The organism is Rhodococcus sp. 05-2256-B1 (genome assembly GCF_002258465.1).
GTDB classification, from domain to species: Bacteria; Actinomycetota; Actinomycetes; order Mycobacteriales; family Mycobacteriaceae; genus Rhodococcoides; species Rhodococcoides fascians.
Genome location: NZ_NOZA01000041.1, coordinates 13237 through 28545, shown reverse-complemented (window position 1 = coordinate 28545; position 15309 = coordinate 13237). Strand labels below are relative to the sequence as shown.

At 64.7% G+C, this 15309-nt stretch carries 15 protein-coding genes; 6 read left to right on the top strand and 9 right to left on the bottom strand.

The features are described from left to right. Positions 1-24 precede the first annotated feature (24 nt). Genes CH285_RS25560 through CH285_RS25550 form a run of 3 tightly spaced genes read right to left on the bottom strand, consistent with a single transcriptional unit; the run spans position 25 to position 2418 of the window. Positions 25-1020: a bile acid:sodium symporter family protein gene (locus tag CH285_RS25560; protein ID WP_027495024.1), complete on the bottom strand. Its 996-nt coding sequence runs from the start codon at positions 1018-1020 to the stop codon at positions 25-27. Between the two features lie 8 nt (positions 1021-1028). Continuing rightward, on the bottom strand, positions 1029-2009 hold the full coding sequence (locus tag CH285_RS25555) for a DUF1648 domain-containing protein (protein WP_032371386.1): 981 nt from the start codon (positions 2007-2009) through the stop codon (positions 1029-1031). A gap of 4 nt (positions 2010-2013) precedes the next feature. Further along, positions 2014-2418 (bottom strand): SdpI family protein, encoded by a 405-nt coding sequence (locus CH285_RS25550; protein WP_027495026.1) that lies wholly within the window; start codon positions 2416-2418, stop codon positions 2014-2016. Between the two features lie 68 nt (positions 2419-2486). Here CH285_RS25550 and leuS point away from each other — a divergent pair, with 68 nt between their 5' ends. Together leuS and CH285_RS25540 are read left to right on the top strand one after the other, a co-directional pair. Continuing rightward, positions 2487-5309 (top strand): leucine--tRNA ligase, encoded by a 2823-nt coding sequence (gene leuS, locus CH285_RS25545; RefSeq protein WP_032389439.1) that lies wholly within the window; start codon positions 2487-2489, stop codon positions 5307-5309. Between the two features lie 124 nt (positions 5310-5433). Then, positions 5434-6672, top strand: a complete 1239-nt coding sequence (locus CH285_RS25540; protein ID WP_094642751.1) for a lipase family protein — start codon at positions 5434-5436, stop codon at positions 6670-6672. A 5-nt stretch (positions 6673-6677) separates the two neighbouring features. Here the strand turns inward: CH285_RS25540 and CH285_RS25535 are convergent, their stop codons facing one another. Next, the gene (locus CH285_RS25535; RefSeq protein ID WP_094642750.1) at positions 6678-7103 is read right to left on the bottom strand and encodes a pyridoxamine 5'-phosphate oxidase family protein; all 426 of its coding nucleotides are present in this window, start codon (positions 7101-7103) and stop codon (positions 6678-6680) included. 91 nt (positions 7104-7194) lie between these two features. Here CH285_RS25535 and CH285_RS25530 point away from each other — a divergent pair, with 91 nt between their 5' ends. Then, positions 7195-7920, top strand: a complete 726-nt coding sequence (locus CH285_RS25530) for a molybdopterin-dependent oxidoreductase (RefSeq protein WP_032389640.1) — start codon at positions 7195-7197, stop codon at positions 7918-7920. Beyond that, entirely contained in the window at positions 7904-8494 is a 591-nt protein-coding gene (locus CH285_RS25525) for a cytochrome b/b6 domain-containing protein (protein ID WP_032389437.1), read from the top strand. Before CH285_RS25530 ends, CH285_RS25525 begins: the two co-directional genes overlap by 17 nt. A gap of 21 nt (positions 8495-8515) precedes the next feature. Here CH285_RS25525 and CH285_RS25520 read toward each other — a convergent pair whose 3' ends face one another. Next, complete coding sequence (locus CH285_RS25520; protein ID WP_032389436.1) at positions 8516-9754, bottom strand: TetR/AcrR family transcriptional regulator; 1239 nt, start codon at positions 9752-9754, stop codon at positions 8516-8518. Positions 9755-10093: 339 nt separating this feature from the next. Here CH285_RS25520 and CH285_RS28535 point away from each other — a divergent pair, with 339 nt between their 5' ends. Beyond that, complete coding sequence (locus tag CH285_RS28535; RefSeq protein WP_032367970.1) at positions 10094-10327, top strand: LuxR C-terminal-related transcriptional regulator; 234 nt, start codon at positions 10094-10096, stop codon at positions 10325-10327. A 217-nt stretch (positions 10328-10544) separates the two neighbouring features. Here the strand turns inward: CH285_RS28535 and CH285_RS25510 are convergent, their stop codons facing one another. Further along, positions 10545-11216 (bottom strand): SDR family oxidoreductase, encoded by a 672-nt coding sequence (locus tag CH285_RS25510; protein WP_032389435.1) that lies wholly within the window; start codon positions 11214-11216, stop codon positions 10545-10547. 13 nt (positions 11217-11229) lie between these two features. Further along, positions 11230-11745, bottom strand: coding sequence for a DinB family protein (locus CH285_RS25505; protein ID WP_027495035.1), 516 nt, complete (start codon positions 11743-11745; stop codon positions 11230-11232). Positions 11746-11852: 107 nt separating this feature from the next. Here CH285_RS25505 and ggh point away from each other — a divergent pair, with 107 nt between their 5' ends. Beyond that, positions 11853-13190: a glucosylglycerate hydrolase gene (gene ggh, locus CH285_RS25500; protein ID WP_094642811.1), complete on the top strand. Its 1338-nt coding sequence runs from the start codon at positions 11853-11855 to the stop codon at positions 13188-13190. A gap of 10 nt (positions 13191-13200) precedes the next feature. Here the strand turns inward: ggh and CH285_RS25495 are convergent, their stop codons facing one another. Together CH285_RS25495 and CH285_RS25490 are read right to left on the bottom strand one after the other, a co-directional pair. Continuing rightward, entirely contained in the window at positions 13201-13887 is a 687-nt protein-coding gene (locus CH285_RS25495) for a thioesterase domain-containing protein (protein WP_094642749.1), read from the bottom strand. 140 nt (positions 13888-14027) lie between these two features. Then, entirely contained in the window at positions 14028-15221 is a 1194-nt protein-coding gene (locus CH285_RS25490) for an MFS transporter (protein ID WP_255032279.1), read from the bottom strand. Positions 15222-15309: the final 88 nt, after the last annotated feature.

The window sequence follows — 15309 nt, the reverse complement described above, 5'->3', positions numbered from 1 at the left end:
TCCGATTTCTCGACTGACACCAACCTAGTCCGCGACGACCGCCGCCGGGCTCGGTTCCGGTCGACGCGCGAAATGCTGAGCGATGACGGTGCACACCATCAGTTGGATCTGATGGAACAGCAACAGCGGCAGGACGATCAACCCGATGGGTTGGCCGACGAACAGCACGGCGGCCATCGGCAGTCCGCTCGCCAGGCTCTTCTTGGATCCGCAGAACAGCAGCACCAGACGATCCTCGAGCGAGAAACCGAACCACTTGCCTGCGTACCAGGTGATCGTCAGAACGAGGGCGAGCAGCAGGATGCACACGGCGACGACGATGCCGATGCGCCACAGGGCGACCGAGGACCACACGTGTTGATTCATCGATGCGCTGAAGGCGGAAAAGACGACCAGCAGAATCGATCCCCGGTCGACGAGCTTCGTCGACGCGCTGTGGCGGGTCAGCCAGCCCGTCACCCAGGGTCGGAGCAACTGACCGACGGCGAACGGGAGCAGCAGCTGCGCAACGATGTCGAGGATCGAGCTGGGATCGATGCTCGCCGAACCCGTGGTGGTCATCAGCGCGAGCACCAGCAGCGGGGTGACGAACACGCCGAGGATGTTGGAGAACGACGCGCTCACCACGGCACCGGCCACGTTGCCTCGGGCGATGGAGGTGAAGGCGATCGAGGATTGGACGGTCGAGGGCACCAGGCAGAGGAACAGCACTCCGGTGTAGAGGTCCTCGCTGAGCAGACTCGGTTCGAGGACCCTCAGGGCCAGGCCGAGCGCGGGGAACAGCAGGTACGTCGACGCCAGGATCACCGAGTGCAAGCGCCAGTGTTTGACGCCTTCCCAGGCGTCACGTGGGGACAGTCGCGCGCCGTAGATGAGAAACAGCAGCCCGATGGCGACGCGTGTCACCCAGCCGAGAACGTCCTCGGCGGTTCCCGACGCGGGGAAGATGCTCGCCAGCGCGGCGACCGCGAAGATGCTCAGCAGGAAGGGATCCAGGACGGTGTCCCGCAACGCTTTCACTCGGCCACTCAGTCCGCAGTGGTGGTGCGGGCACGGTCGGTGAGGGTGTTGAGCGTTCCCGCGATCGTGTCGGCGGCTGCGGTTCCGATGGTCAGTCGATCACCGTTGGCGAAGGTGACGAATGCCGCCGGCCCGGCTTCGGTCGCGACGGCGTAGTTGCCGCGGCCCTTCGCTCGAAGACCCCACCCGCCGAAGTCCTTGGCCGGGTGCACCGTCCGCACCGAGGCACCGGTGATCTCGGCGATGTCGTAATCGAATGCCGCCATTCCCAGGCTCGAGACGTAGAGACCGTCGCTGTCGATGTGCACGGTGAATCGCAGTAGGGACAGGATCAGGATGGTCAGCGGAACGAACAGAAAGATCGGCCACGGCGAATTCGAGAGGTAGCACGTCACGCCGGCTCCGGCCGCAGACAGCGCGATCACCGTGACTGCGGCGACGCGGCTCGCTCCGACGGGAACCACCAGCGGCAGTTCGAGGCCGCACCGAGGTAGGTCGGTGTGCAGGGGTGCGGTGGCGACGACGCGTTGGCGGTGATCCCGCAGGCGCGTCGCTCCGAACAGTCCGATGGCGAACCCGGCAACGGTACCGACGGCGATGGCCCAGCCGGGAATGGTGACGCTCTGCTCGGTGGGTAGGTCGAGTTCGCGTGCGAGGGTCGCGATCTCCAGCACGCCGATCGTCCCGACGACGGTGAGCCCGATGATCAGCATCGTCCGACGCATGATCAGCAGCACTCGGGCCAGGGCGGCCACCGCGCTCACACCGCCGCCGACCAACACGATGACGATGGCGACGGTCCAGGCGTTGGCGAGCGGATTGGAGAAGTCGTCCGGCTGGGTTCCGCTGAAGTGAGTCGCCACCTGGTCCGGCAGGCGACCCTCCCACAGATAGGCCAGGACGAGGCAGAGAGCGGCAACCGCGAGCGGGAGGACGACGCCGAAGACGACTCCGGCCGGATCGAAGGTGCGCAGACTCTTCTGTTTCATGCGCTCAGCTCGGCTGGCAGGCGTCCTTGAGGCTGCACGAGATGCACGATTGTCCGCATCCGTCGGCCTCGGCGGGTGCCGGCACTGCCGCGGCTGCGCGGGCACCGATGGATCCGCCGGCTGCGGCGATGAACAGCGCTGCAGCGAGGGCAACGACCACTCCGACGACCGCTGCGATGCCGCTCAGTGCGAGTGCGGCTACGCCGCCGATGGCCAGTACCAGCGCAGATGCGGCTGTGGTCGGGCCGGCGACACGGTTCGCGAGGACGAACGTCTCGTCGTCGCGCATTGCCTCGGGGGTACGGACACCGGCGAATCGATTGCGCGGGAGCCGGCCGAGCAGCGACAGGGCAGCGACAGCCCCGACGACGAGGGCGAGCACGAACAACACAACCGAGACGATGACCACCTGGCCAGGATACGGCGCAGCGAGGTCCTGGTACCAGGCGGGCCGCGTCACACTTTAGGCTGGTAGGTGTGACCGATTCCGTTGAAGCATCCACCGAGTCCGTTCCCGAGTACCGCTACACAGCCGAACTCGCCGGGCGCATCGAGGAGCAGTGGCAGGACCTGTGGGAATCGCAGGGCACCTTCGACGCGCCCAACCCGGTCGGAGCGCTCGCCGGAGACGTCCCCAAGGACAAGCTCTTCGTCCAGGACATGTTCCCGTACCCGTCGGGCAGCGGCCTGCATGTCGGGCACCCCCTGGGCTACATCGCCACCGATGTATTCGCGCGGTACCACCGCATGCAGGGACGCAACGTGCTGCACGCACTGGGCTACGACGCCTTCGGGCTGCCCGCCGAGCAGTACGCCGTGCAGACGGGTACGCATCCGCGCAGCACCACCGAGGACAACATCGTCAACATGCGACGCCAGTTGCGTCGGCTGGGTCTCGGGCACGATCGTCGACGGTCCCTGGCGACGACGGATGTCGACTTCTACCACTGGACGCAGTGGATCTTTCTGCAGATCTTCAATGCTTGGTTCGACGACGAGCTCGGCAAGGCGCGCCCCATCTCGGAGCTGGAGGCGGAATTCGCCTCGGGTGAGCGGACATTGGACGACGGCCGCTCCTGGGAGTCGCTGACCGTCGGTGAACGCCGCGAGGTGATCGACGGCTTCCGTTTGGTGTACGAGTCCAACTCGATGGTCAACTGGTGCCCTGGCCTGGGTACCGTGCTGGCCAACGAGGAGGTCACCGCCGACGGACGTAGCGATCGCGGCAACTTCCCGGTCTTCCGAAAGAACCTGCGCCAGTGGATGATGCGCATCACTGCGTACTCCGATCGGCTGGTCGACGACCTCGAATACCTGGATTGGCCCGAGAAGGTCAAGACCATGCAGCGCAACTGGATCGGACGCTCTCGCGGAGCGCAGGTCTCGTTCTCCGGGATCGAGGTGTTCACCACCCGCCCGGACACGCTGTTCGGTGCCACCTACGTGGTGCTGGCGCCCGAGCACGATCTGGTCGACGGCATGGTGGCCGAGCAGTGGCCTGCCGGAATTTCGGACAAGTGGACCGGCGGCGCCGCGACACCGGCCGAAGCCGTTGCCGCATACCGCGCGTCGATCGCCGCGAAGTCCGATCTCGAGCGGCAGGAGAACAAAGAGAAGACCGGCGTCTTCATCGGTGCGTACGCCGAGAACCCGGTCAACGGTGAGCAGGTGCCGGTGTTCATCGCCGATTACGTGCTGACCGGGTACGGCACCGGTGCCATCATGGCCGTTCCGGGCCACGACGCACGTGACTGGGAGTTCGCGACGGCATTCGATCTGCCTGTGCGCGAGGTCATCTCCGGCGGCGATGTCACCGAGGCGGCTTACGTCGGCGACGGTGAATTGGTGAACTCCGGTTTCCTCGACGGCCTGCCGGTGGACGAGGCCAAAGCCGCTGTCATTTCCCGACTGGAGTCGGAAGGCAAGGGCCGCGGCACAATTCAGTACAAGCTGCGCGACTGGCTCTTCGCGCGCCAGCGCTACTGGGGCGAGCCGTTCCCGATCGTCTGGGACGCCGAAGGCAACCCGCACGGACTGCCCGATTCTGCTCTGCCGGTGGAACTTCCCGAGATCGAGAACTACGCCCCGGTCTCGTTCGATCCTGACGACGCCAGCTCCGAGCCGTCCCCACCGCTGGCCAAGGCCGACGAGTGGGTCAACGTCGAACTCGATCTGGGCGACGGACTGCAGACCTACACTCGCGACACCAACGTGATGCCGCAGTGGGCCGGTAGCTCTTGGTACCAGCTGCGCTACGTCGACCCCACCAACGCCGAGGCCTTCGCAGACCCGGAGAACGAAAAGTACTGGGTGGGGCCGCGTCCCGAAATCCACGGACCCAACGATCCGGGCGGAGTGGATCTCTACGTCGGTGGCGTCGAGCATGCGGTGTTGCACCTGCTGTACTCGCGCTTCTGGCACAAGGTGCTGTTCGATCTGGGTCACGTCAGCTCCAGCGAGCCCTACCGGCGCCTGTACAACCAGGGCTACATCCAGGCCTACGCGTACACCGATTCCCGCGGGGTCTACGTACCTGCAGCCGAGGTCGTCGAACGCGACGGCGGCTACTTCTACCAGGACCAGCCCGTCAACCGTGAGTACGGCAAAATGGGTAAGTCCCTGAAGAACTCGGTCTCGCCCGACGAGATCTTCGCCGAGTACGGTGCCGACACCCTGCGTGTCTACGAGATGTCGATGGGTCCGTTGGACACCTCGAGGCCGTGGGCGACGAAGGACGTCGTCGGCGCGCAGCGTTTCCTGCAGCGCGTCTGGCGATTGGTGCTCGACGAGGTGACCGGCGAGGTTCGCGTCACCGACGCCAAGCCCACCGAGGACACGTTGCGGGTCCTGAACCGGGTGATCGACGGTGTGCACGCGGATTACGCTGCGCTGCGCGACAATACGGCCGGTGCCAAGTTGATCGAGCTGACCAATCACATCACCAAGGCGTACCCCGACGGTGCTCCACGCGGTGTGGTGGAGCCGTTGATCCTGATGCTCGCTCCTCTGGCGCCGCACCTCGCCGAGGACCTGTGGGGCAGGCTCGGACACGAGAAGTCGTTGGCGCACGGGCCATTCCCGCGCGTGGAGAAGAAGTGGTTGGTCGCCGATACCGTCGACTACCCCATCCAGGTCAACGGCAAGGTCCGCAGCCGCATCACTGTGTCTGCCGATGCAACGAAGGACGACGTAGAGAAGACGGCATTGGAAGACGAGAAAATCGTGGCCCTGCTCGACGGTAAGGCCCCGACCAAGATCATCGTGATCCCGGGTCGCATGGTGAACATCGTCCTGAAGTAGCTTTCGCCTCCGCCGAACTCGAAGTTATGGATGAAAATCTTGCGATTTCCGTCCATAACTTCGAGCTCGCGGGGGTTTAATTTGTTGCATGTCACCAGCTGGTAGAGGGTTTGCGTTGAGGCTGATGGCCTCCGTCGTGCTACTTCTCGGGTCCGCGACGCTCGTGAGTGTCCCCGTTGCACAAGCAGATCCGGGACCCGGCTCGCCGGTTCCAGCGGATGATCCGTTCTACGATTGGGACGGCGGCCTGGACGTCTCCCCGGGAACGGTGCTGCGGTCGAGGCCCATGACGTTCCGTACCCCCACCCAGCCGACGCCGATCACAGGTAGCCAGGTGCTCTACAGGACTACCGACCAGCAGGGCGACGGCGTCGTCACGGTCGCCACAGTGCTGCGGCCCTTGATCCCCGGGCCGACGCGGATCGTCTCGTACCACATGGCGTACGACGCCCTCGGCTCGCAATGCAATCCCTCGTACACCCTCAGCGGCGGGTCCACGAGTCCCATTGCCGGCGCGGAACAGGCGGTCATTGCCGGTTACCTTGCAGCCGGCTACACCGTCGTCGTGCCGGATTACGAGGGCGAGGAGCTCGAATGGACGATCGGGCGGCAGTCGGGCTACGCCGCTCTGGACGGCATTCGTGCCGCGCAGTCCCTCCTGCAGCTTCCGTCGAGCACGCCCGTCGGCATGGTCGGGTACTCCGGTGGATCCGTCCCGACGCAGTGGGGTGCCGAAGTTGCCCCCGAGTACGCGCCCGAGCTGAATCTGGTCGGTGCGGCGGCCGGCGGGCTACCGGTCGACCTGGCTCACAACCTTCCGTACGTCAGCGGTAACAGAGAGTGGGCGGGTGTCATCCCGGCACTGATCGTCGCCTACGAGCGTGCGTACGACCTCGACCTGAACAGTTTCATCTCCGACTACGGCTTCGAGGTGATCGACCAGGTCGATCAGGAATGCATCGCCCAGTTCGCCGACGACTACCCGACACTCACCGACGCCTCGATGGTCAAGGCCCCGTACACCTCCCTGCTGGATGTACCCGAGGTGGTGGCGGCGATCGCCGACAACATCATGGGCAGCCAGGGCACTCCGCGGACGCCGATGTTTCTGGCCGTCGGTCACGCCGATCCGATCGGCGATACCGTCATGATCACCGGCGATGTGCAGGGACTGGCGTACGGCTACTGCGGCCGGGGCGTGGATGTGCAGTACGCGCAGTACGGCGGCCTGACGCACAGCGACGCCTTCCCGGTATTCGAGGCGCAGAGCCTGCAGTTCCTGACCGAACGGTTCAGCGGTGGGCCGACGCACAGCAACTGTGTGACGATCCCGCCCGGCAATGCCTTGACCCCGACTTCGTAGTTCTCTCAGATGGCCCCGAGATCGGCAGACAGCCAGTGTTCGGGGCGCAGGTAGAACACCACGTTCTCCTCGTGCTCACGGTTGGCCATCTCGAGGTAGCCGTCGACCTTCTCCGGGGGCAGGTAGCGGGCTGCCATGGCGCGCAGCAACTCGGGAGTACTCGGCTCCTCTCGCGCCACCGGACCTTCGACGCTGACGTAGCGGATCGTCGGATCGGACTGCTCGATCATCAGAGTGAATCGCCCTGCAGTCCTGATCAATTGGGCCTTCTTCGACGTGGCACCGGTCAACACCCAGGCTTCACCGCCGGGGGTGTAGTCGTACCAGATCGGTACCGTCAGCGGGCCACGGTCCGCCCCGGCCGCTACCGAGAGGGCGGCGATATGCGATTCGGCCAGATACTGTTCGCGTTCTGTCTTCGACAGTGCCATGAATCAACCGTAAGACTTCTCCGGGCGAAGTTCCAGACCTGATTCGACGCCCGATGTGGCCTGATCCGGGTCCGCCGTGGACAGTGGAGGGATGCCGATCGACGAGCCGAAGATTGCGGGTAGCCCCGTGGGTCGCCGAGTCGTGCTCGGCCTGGTGGCGGCCGGGGTCGCGGGCATCGTCGGTGGGGGCGCGGTGCAGAAGGGTCTCGCGTCCGTACTCGGGCCGCTCGGAAATCACGATCCGACGGGACTGATCGGACTGATTCCCGTCGGCGACAATTTTCGGTTCTATTCGGTGACGCAGGGCGCGCCGCGCAAGGACGAGAACTCCTATGCCTTGACGGTGGGCGGTTCCGTCGACACACCGCGCACGTTCACTCTGCAGGACCTCCGCTCGATGCCGCAGACGTCGTTGGTGCGTGACTTCCAGTGCGTGACGGGATGGCGTGTACCGGAAGTTGCTTGGAGCGGAGTGCGATTGGCCGATATCCTCGATGCCGTCGGACCCACCGCGTCGGCGACGTCGTTGCGGTTCACCTCGTTCGACGGCACGTATACCGAGAGTCTGACGCTCGAGCAGGCGCGACGCGACGACGTACTGGTTGCGTTGACCATGCTCGACGGCCCCGTCACCCACGATCACGGAGGTCCGGTGCGGTTGTTCGTCGCTTCGATGTACGGCTACAAGAGCATCAAGTGGCTCGGCGGAATCGAGCTGACGGACAACGTGGTGCCGGGTTACTGGGAGAAACGCGGATACGACATCGATGGCTTCGTCGGCGAGTCGAACGGACGTCGAGATGACCCCACGAGCTGACGACCGCGCACGGTTCGACCGGGTAGAACGGTACGTGCACTGTGCAGTCGGGGTCTTGGTGATCGTGTGCATGGTGACCGCGGCGATTCTGTACATCGGGTCGCTCGCGGTGCTGGTCGGCAATCGTCCGGTGGTGGAGTTCGTGCATGTGTGGTCGGGCTTTCTGTTGCCGATTCCGTTGATCCTCGGTGCAGTCTCACGCAGCTATCGCACGGACCTCGGCCGTCTCAACAGATTCGTCGCCGACGACTGGAAGTGGTTGCGCTCCAAAGCACGTCGACTCGGGGCGGTGGGGGTCGGGAAATTCAACGCCGGCCAGAAGCTGAACGGTGCGCTGAGCGGCGGGTCGATTCTGGTGCTCCTGCTCACCGGTGCCGTGATGTATTTCCAGAACTGGAGTCCGTTGGACTGGCGCATCGGCGCGACATTCGTACACGACTGGTTCGCCCTGGGATTCGGGCTACTCGTCGTCGGACACATCACCTACGCCTGGCGTGACCCGGAAGCAATGCGCGGAATGACACAGGGTGCCGTGACCAGCGAGTGGGCAGAGCACGAGCATCCGGAGTGGTGACAACAGTTCAGTCGAGCGTCCTCACGCTGGCCGTATCGCAACACCGGGCATCAGTATTCGCAGGACACCCTGCGCCACTTCGGTTGCGGACTCCGCAGGACGCGTCAGGCAGCGGAAGAGAATGTTGTTGGTCAACATGATTGCGGCTTCGAGTGCCGGTGCGTCGTCGCTGAACACGCCGCTTTCACGTCCGCGTTCGAGGATGGGGACCACAGCGGACGGGAGGTAGAGGTTTTCGATGACCGTCGTGATGGTGCTCGGTTGGTGGAATTGTTCGAAGCTCAAGGCGAGCAGCATGCCCGAGCTCATGGCTCGATTGTCGATGACGAACTCGCCCAACGAAACCAACGTGCGTTGCAGTGCGGTGGCGGGGTCGACTCCGAGGCGTTCGTCGGCGCGACGGAGGCGGAGCACACGGTCGAATTCGGGCTTCAGCGCCGCAACGATGATGTCGACCTTGCTCGGAAACAGTCGTCGAAGGTCTTCTACGCGGATCTTCGCCGCCGCCGCGATGTCGGCCAGGGTGACCAGGAAGTAGCCGTTGTCGACGAACAGAGTTTCGGTCGCCGCGATCACGTCGGCCTCGAGGTCGGGCCGCAGAGCATCCGAGATTTCGCCCGGATCGGGTTGGGCAACGGTGCGGTCGGAATGCAGTGGGTCTATGGCCCACTGGAGAATCGAGTTGGTGGCCGATGCAACGTCGTCGGAGGACACCGAGCCCGGCGTGAGCACCTCCCGGAGCGCCAACCCGTCGAGCAGAGCCCCGACGACCGCCGAGAGGTTTGTCAGCGACAGTGGTTGGCGCAACGAACCGCCGTGAGCCTGCACCGCTTGACCGATGATGGATCGCAGGTCGGTGTCGAAGCGCTCGAACTCGGGGATGACGGCCTTTCGGGCACCGTTGTGGTCGGCAGCCAGCAGCACTGCGATGAGGCGACGTCGCATGAGACCGGACGTGAGGTCGTCGAACAGCGCCGACACCGGAGCTTTCACGTCCTGGCTGCCGGTAGTAGCCGCAGTACCGGTGTAATCGAGTGTGAGGTGGTCGAGGAGGTCTTCGACGAAAGCTTCCTTGCCACCGGACCCGCCGCCGCGAGAGTTGCCGGGGTACGTGTTGTGGAAAGTTTGGTGCGACAGCCCCGCGCGTTCGACGACGGCCGAGATCGAGAGCGAACGCGCAAGATCGGTCGTGTCCATCTCACCGAGCAGGCGATATCCGGCCTGAAGGAACTGCTCCCGTGGGAGTGACTTCTGGTTCACCGAATACCGCCTTCGTCCACCTGCACCGCATTGTTGGATCTTGAACTATAGCAATTGGATGGTCCGGATCCTGCTGTTTAGTTTCAACTAAAGCATGGTGTAGCCGGACATGCTTTGTGGAGTAAAGCCTCGAATAAGCTTGTGTTGCATAGAGTTCGGCAACCGTGGTCAGATTCAGATCGGTCCGTAGGCCGATTGCATCAGGAGGCCAAGATGGTAGCGACGAGTCATCGACCCCAACTTTATTCGCGAGTCTCGGTGTCGAGCGGCGTCCGCTCTCCACTCGGTACCAGGCCCGGCGGAGCGAGGCCCACCCCTGCGCCCGCGCGGGCTGTGGGGGTGTACACCTCACCGGGCCTGACCGCGCGTGAGATCACCGTGCTCAAGGCGTGGCTGGACTGCGATTCCAAGGTCGACGTGGGCGCACGCCTCCACATCGCATTGGGCACCGTCAACACGCACCTGACGAGGATCCGCGACAAGTACTCCCGCGTCGGCCGCGCCGCTCCAACGAAAGCTGCACTCGTCGCGCGCGCCCTGCAAGACGGCATCGTGAAACTGGACGAGCTCTGAAGCTGGATTGTCCGCGTTGCTGGAACCTGTGGATGCGTTCCCGAGTTAGTCGGCAGTCGCCGCCCCGGACCGTAAGCGGTAGATCATCCGAGTGAATGCGAAGACTCCATTCGTCCACTGGCAAGGGTGAAGAGGGAGATGCAGTCGGTCCTGTGAACAACGCCGGGACGAACCTCATGTTGTGAGTGGAAACTCGACCCCTGCTACGAAGTTTCGCTCACCTGGTGCGGAGCACCAATTCCGTGGGGTGAGCATCGGCGGGAGTATCGATTGCGTTGCGCACTGCACGGGCAACGGTGCTGGGCTGCAGGAACTTCGAGCCGTCGTACTCCCCGCCTTCGTGCGCGACGATCTCTTGCTGCATCTCGGTGTCGATGCGTCCTGGGTGCACCGAAGTGACGCGTAACGACGGCTCCTCGAGGCGCAGTGCATCAGCGAAGGCGCGGAGCGCGAACTTGCTCGCCGCGTAGGCACCCCAACCCGGGTTGGCGCGTATGCCGGCACCCGAATTGATCAGCACCACATGGCCTTTGGCGGAGCGCAGTGCAGGGAGTAGCAATCGAGTGAGTTCGACGACGGCGATGACGTTCACCTCGTATTGGCGACGCCAATCGTCCGCCGTCGACTCTTCGACCGTCCCGAGCGCCGCCACGCCGGCGTTGTGCACCAACACATCCAGAGAATCGATGTTCGACGCGGCAGCGGCCACCGCGTCCGGATCGGTCAGTTCCACCGGCCATGGGGTGGACCCGGACAGTTCCGACGCAATGGGGGCGAGGGACTCGGTGGACCGACCACCCAGCAACACGTGATGGTCCGGAGCGAGCATTCGAGCGATATGGGCCCCGAGACCCCGGCTTGCTCCGGTCACCAACGCAGTACGAGTCATGAACTCAGGTTAGCTAGAAGCTCATCCCCGCCTCGGATGCCCATGCCTGGGTGGTGTTCGCGCCGTCGAGTTCCTCGCGAATGATGTCCGCGTGGCCGGCGTGCTGAGAGATTTCGCGAAGGATGTGCAGAACCGTGAATCGTGCACTCTGCCAGATTCGTTCGGGTGCCCACGGCGCCGTCGGGACAGGTACCGACAGGTCGAGGTCCAAAGTTTCTAGCGCTGCCGAGGTGGCACCGGCCACCTCTTCCCATTCGGCGACGAGTCCGGCGACGGTCTCGTTCTCGGCCATCACGTACTCGCTGCCGGCGGCGGCCATGTCGAATTCGGCCGTCTCGTCCAGCTCTGCGATCACTGTCATCCAGTGGCGCTCGTTGCTGATCACGTGGTGCAGCAGTCCGCCGAGGGTCAGCTCGCTCGCGGTGGTGCGGGTGCGTGCCTGTTCCTCGCTGATGCCGCGGACGGTGATGAGAAAGTTCGCGCGCTGTTCGGCGAGCATTTTCTGGATGTCGGTGTTCTCGGTGGCCATCGTTTTCCTCCTGGTAGCTGGTGAAACTCACACTAGGAGCGATCGCGGACACGTTCGGTCCGCAATCCAACCGAGCAGAAATCGGCCGCCGGACGCAAACTATCTGCATGGGCGATCGCGGTTTCACTTCCACGCAGCTGGCCGCACGTGCGGCGTATCTGCTCCGAGGCAACGACCTGGGCACCATGACCAGCGCAGCACCCAGGTTGTACCCGCACATGTGGAGTTGGGACGCCGCATTCGTTTCCGTCGGCTTGGCACCGCTGAGCGTCGAGCGGGCCGTCGTGGAGATGGACACGTTGCTCTCGGCGCAGTGGAAGAACGGGATGATTCCGCACATCGTGTTCGCCAACGGTGTCGACGGCTACTTCCCCGGCCCTGCGAGGTGGGCCACCGGGACGTTGGCGACCCACGCTCCGATGAGTCCGCAGACCTCCGGAATCACCCAACCACCCGTCCACGCGATCGCCGTGCAGCGCATCCTCGATCACTCCAAACGCCACGGCCGCACGACGCGAGCGGTGGCGGAGGAGTTCCTCGATCGCCGCTGGGGTGATCTGGTGCGGTGGCATCGTTGGCTCGCCCAGGCCCGCGACGTCGACGACAACGGACGCATCGCGCTGTTCCACGGCTGGGAGTCCGGCATGGACAATTCGCCGCGATGGGATTCGGCCTACGCCAATGTGGTTGCCGGAGAGATGGATCCGTATTTTCGCGAGGACAAGGCGGTCATCACCGACTCGTCTCAGCGGCCCAGCAACATCGAGTACGACCGCTACATCTGGTTGGTGGAGGAGATGAAACAGGTCGGCTACGACGACGATGCGTTGAAGACCAAGATGAGCTTCGCCGTCGAGGACGTGTTCGTCAGTGCCATCTTCGCCGTCGCGTGCGACGTCCTCGCCACCATCGGGGAGGACCACTCGCGACCGCGCTCGGATGTGCGCGAATTGCGCGGGTGGGCGGACAAGTTCCGCACGGGAGTCATCGCGACCACCGACACGCGTTCGGGCGGGGCACGAGATTTCGATCTGCGGACGGGTCAGTGGATCGGCACGGAGACCATTGCCATGTTCGCGCCGCTGCTGTGCGGCGGATTGCCGCGCGAGCAGGAGCGCAATCTCATTCGGATCTTCGAGGGCACCCGGTTCTGCGGACATCCGGACCTGCGGTACGCGGTACCGCCGTCGACGTCCCCGGTGTCGAAGGACTTCCGTGCTCGCGAGTACTGGCGGGGACCGGTGTGGCCGGTGATGACATGGCTGTTCTCGTGGGCTTTCGCACGCCGCGGGTGGTCGGAGCGATCACTGTCTTTGCGAGACGAGGGTCTGCGTCAGGCGAGTGACGGCAGCTTCGCCGAGTACTACGAGCCGTTCACCGGCAAGCCGCTCGGCAGCATGCAGCAGTCCTGGACGGCCGCCGCCGTACTGGATTGGCTCGGATGAACCGGACGGATCAGCCGAGGTAGCTGTCGACCAACGGGCCGACGACGTCGAACGAGGTGGCGTCGGGCACGAGGTACTTGGCGATCGTGCCGCAGACGAAGGGGTGCCACGCGGAACCGGAGTCGGTTCCCATCGAGGACACGGCGAGGATGTCACCGAAGTAGATGCCCGGCAGGTGCCGCTGGGCGAGTTCGTCGTTGTGCGAGGCAACGGCGAGCAACTCTTCGGCGTGGCTGCGATCGATGTCGTCGCCCATGGATCCGAGCAGGTCGGCGCTGTCGGCGCTGGACCGAACGGGGTCGCTGTCGAGCAACGTCAGTGCACCGACCGTGACGCCGCGACTCTGCAGCTCGACGGCGATGGCGTGCGCGAGTACTCCACCGAAGGACGTGCCCAGCAGGTGTACGGCCCCGGCGGTCTGGATGCGAACGATGTCGTCGGCGTACTGCGAGGCCAAGGCGACGAGGGACTCCGCGAGCTCTCCCGACGTCGGGACCTGGACGCCGTAGATGGGACGCGCGTCGTCGACGTGTGCTGCGAGTTCCGCGTAGCAGTCGACCAGCCCGACGAGGGGGTGGATGCAGAACACCGGGTCGAGGTGGCCGGCCGTACGAATCGGTGCGATGGTCGGCACCGCGTAATCGGACGGGTCGAGTTCCGTGAGAGCCACGTGGATGCGATCGTTCACGACAGTCATGGGTGCGCCTCCGAGCCAAGAGAAGTAGTTCGTGTTTCTATGGTTTATTCGTGCCGACTCTGGGTATGTCGCCGTCGGCAGCGTGAGTGTTACCCACGTCTCATCGAGAACGACTCAACCACGTCTCGGAACAGAACGCATTAGTGACTGTTCACCATCGTCGGCTCGGACCCACCGGGCGTCCCGCAAGTGTTTTCCCGACGTCGACGGGCGTCCACCTGCAGATCCAGTAGCCAGACCAGCAGTGCGGCGACCGCGAACACGGCCCCCGCAGCGCACACACCTGCCCAGTCGAAATGCTTCCACGCCAACGTCCCGACGGCAGATCCTGCTGAGGCGCCCACGAAGTACGTCGTCATGTAGACGGAGTTGATTCGGGCGCGAGCAGCCGGTTCCAGGGCGTAGACGATGTGCTGGTTGCTCACGTGCACGCCCTGCAGTGCCAGGTCGAGAAGTACGAATGCGACCACGAACACCACCCAGTAGTGGCCGCCGACGGCGAACATCGGCCAGAGTGCGATCAGCAGAACCGCACAGGTACCGCTGGCCCATTGCACCAGTCCGCGGTCTGCGAGCCGGCCCGCGACGGAGGCCATCAACGCGCCGCCGACACCGGCCAATCCGATCAGTCCGATCTGGACGGCACCGAAACCGAACCTCGACGACAGCAACAGCGTCATCGTCGCGAACACCGTGCTCACCGACGCGAAGCCGAGACCGCCGAGCACCGCGCGAGTCCGAAGCCTGGGGTGGGTGCGCACCAGCCGAATCATCGACACCAGCGCCGAGCCGTAGGTGACGTCCGCCGTCACGGTGTTGCGTGGCAGCACCCGCCACAGGCCGACCGCGGCGATCAGCATCAACACCGCGGCCACACGGTAGACGCCCTGCCACCCCGTCACCGACGACAGCAGCCCCGAGATGCTGCGGGCCAGCAGGATGCCCGTCAGCAACCCGCCCATGACCACTCCGACGATGCGTCCCGCTTGCTCCGGGTGCGCCATCGACGCGGCGAACGGCACGATCACCTGCGCCGCCACCGAGAACAGTCCAGCGATCGCCGTGCCGACGAGGAGCCAGGAGAGGCCGGGCGCGAATCCGGTGATCGCCTGACCCGTCGCAGCGAGAATCATCAGCCCGACGCTCAACGCGCGGCGATCGACGACGTCGCCGAGAGGCACGATGAGCAGCAGGCCGAGGGCGTAGGAAATCTGTGCGACGGTCACCGAGGTGGCTGCCGCTGTCTCGGACACGTCGAATTCGGTGGCAATGAGGTCGAGCAGCGGCTGGTTGAGATAGTTGCCGCCGGCCGAGAGTCCGGTGGCGATCGCCATCAGGGCGACGACGGGGGTGCTCACGCCGGTGCGCGAGGTGCTTGCTGTCTTCACATGAACAAGGGTGCTCGTTGCGCATCCAGCTGTC

What these genes read in the sequence shown, in the direction of transcription:
- CH285_RS25530 (WP_032389640.1), top strand. Translation starts at nt 7,195, where the DNA reads ATGCCGATCGACGAGCCGAAGATTGCGGGTAGCCCCGTGGGTCGCCGA.
- CH285_RS25540 (WP_094642751.1), top strand. Translation starts at nt 5,434, where the DNA reads ATGGCCTCCGTCGTGCTACTTCTCGGGTCCGCGACGCTCGTGAGTGTC.
- CH285_RS25535 (WP_094642750.1), bottom strand. Translation starts at nt 7,103, where the DNA reads ATGGCACTGTCGAAGACAGAACGCGAACAGTATCTGGCCGAATCGCAT.
- CH285_RS25490 (WP_255032279.1), bottom strand. Translation starts at nt 15,221, where the DNA reads ATGGCGATCGCCACCGGACTCTCGGCCGGCGGCAACTATCTCAACCAG.
- ggh (WP_094642811.1), top strand. Translation starts at nt 11,853, where the DNA reads ATGGGCGATCGCGGTTTCACTTCCACGCAGCTGGCCGCACGTGCGGCG.
- CH285_RS25510 (WP_032389435.1), bottom strand. Translation starts at nt 11,216, where the DNA reads ATGACTCGTACTGCGTTGGTGACCGGAGCAAGCCGGGGTCTCGGGGCC.
- CH285_RS25555 (WP_032371386.1), bottom strand. Translation starts at nt 2,009, where the DNA reads ATGAAACAGAAGAGTCTGCGCACCTTCGATCCGGCCGGAGTCGTCTTC.
- CH285_RS25505 (WP_027495035.1), bottom strand. Translation starts at nt 11,745, where the DNA reads ATGGCCACCGAGAACACCGACATCCAGAAAATGCTCGCCGAACAGCGC.
- CH285_RS25525 (WP_032389437.1), top strand. Translation starts at nt 7,904, where the DNA reads ATGACCCCACGAGCTGACGACCGCGCACGGTTCGACCGGGTAGAACGG.
- CH285_RS25495 (WP_094642749.1), bottom strand. Translation starts at nt 13,887, where the DNA reads ATGACTGTCGTGAACGATCGCATCCACGTGGCTCTCACGGAACTCGAC.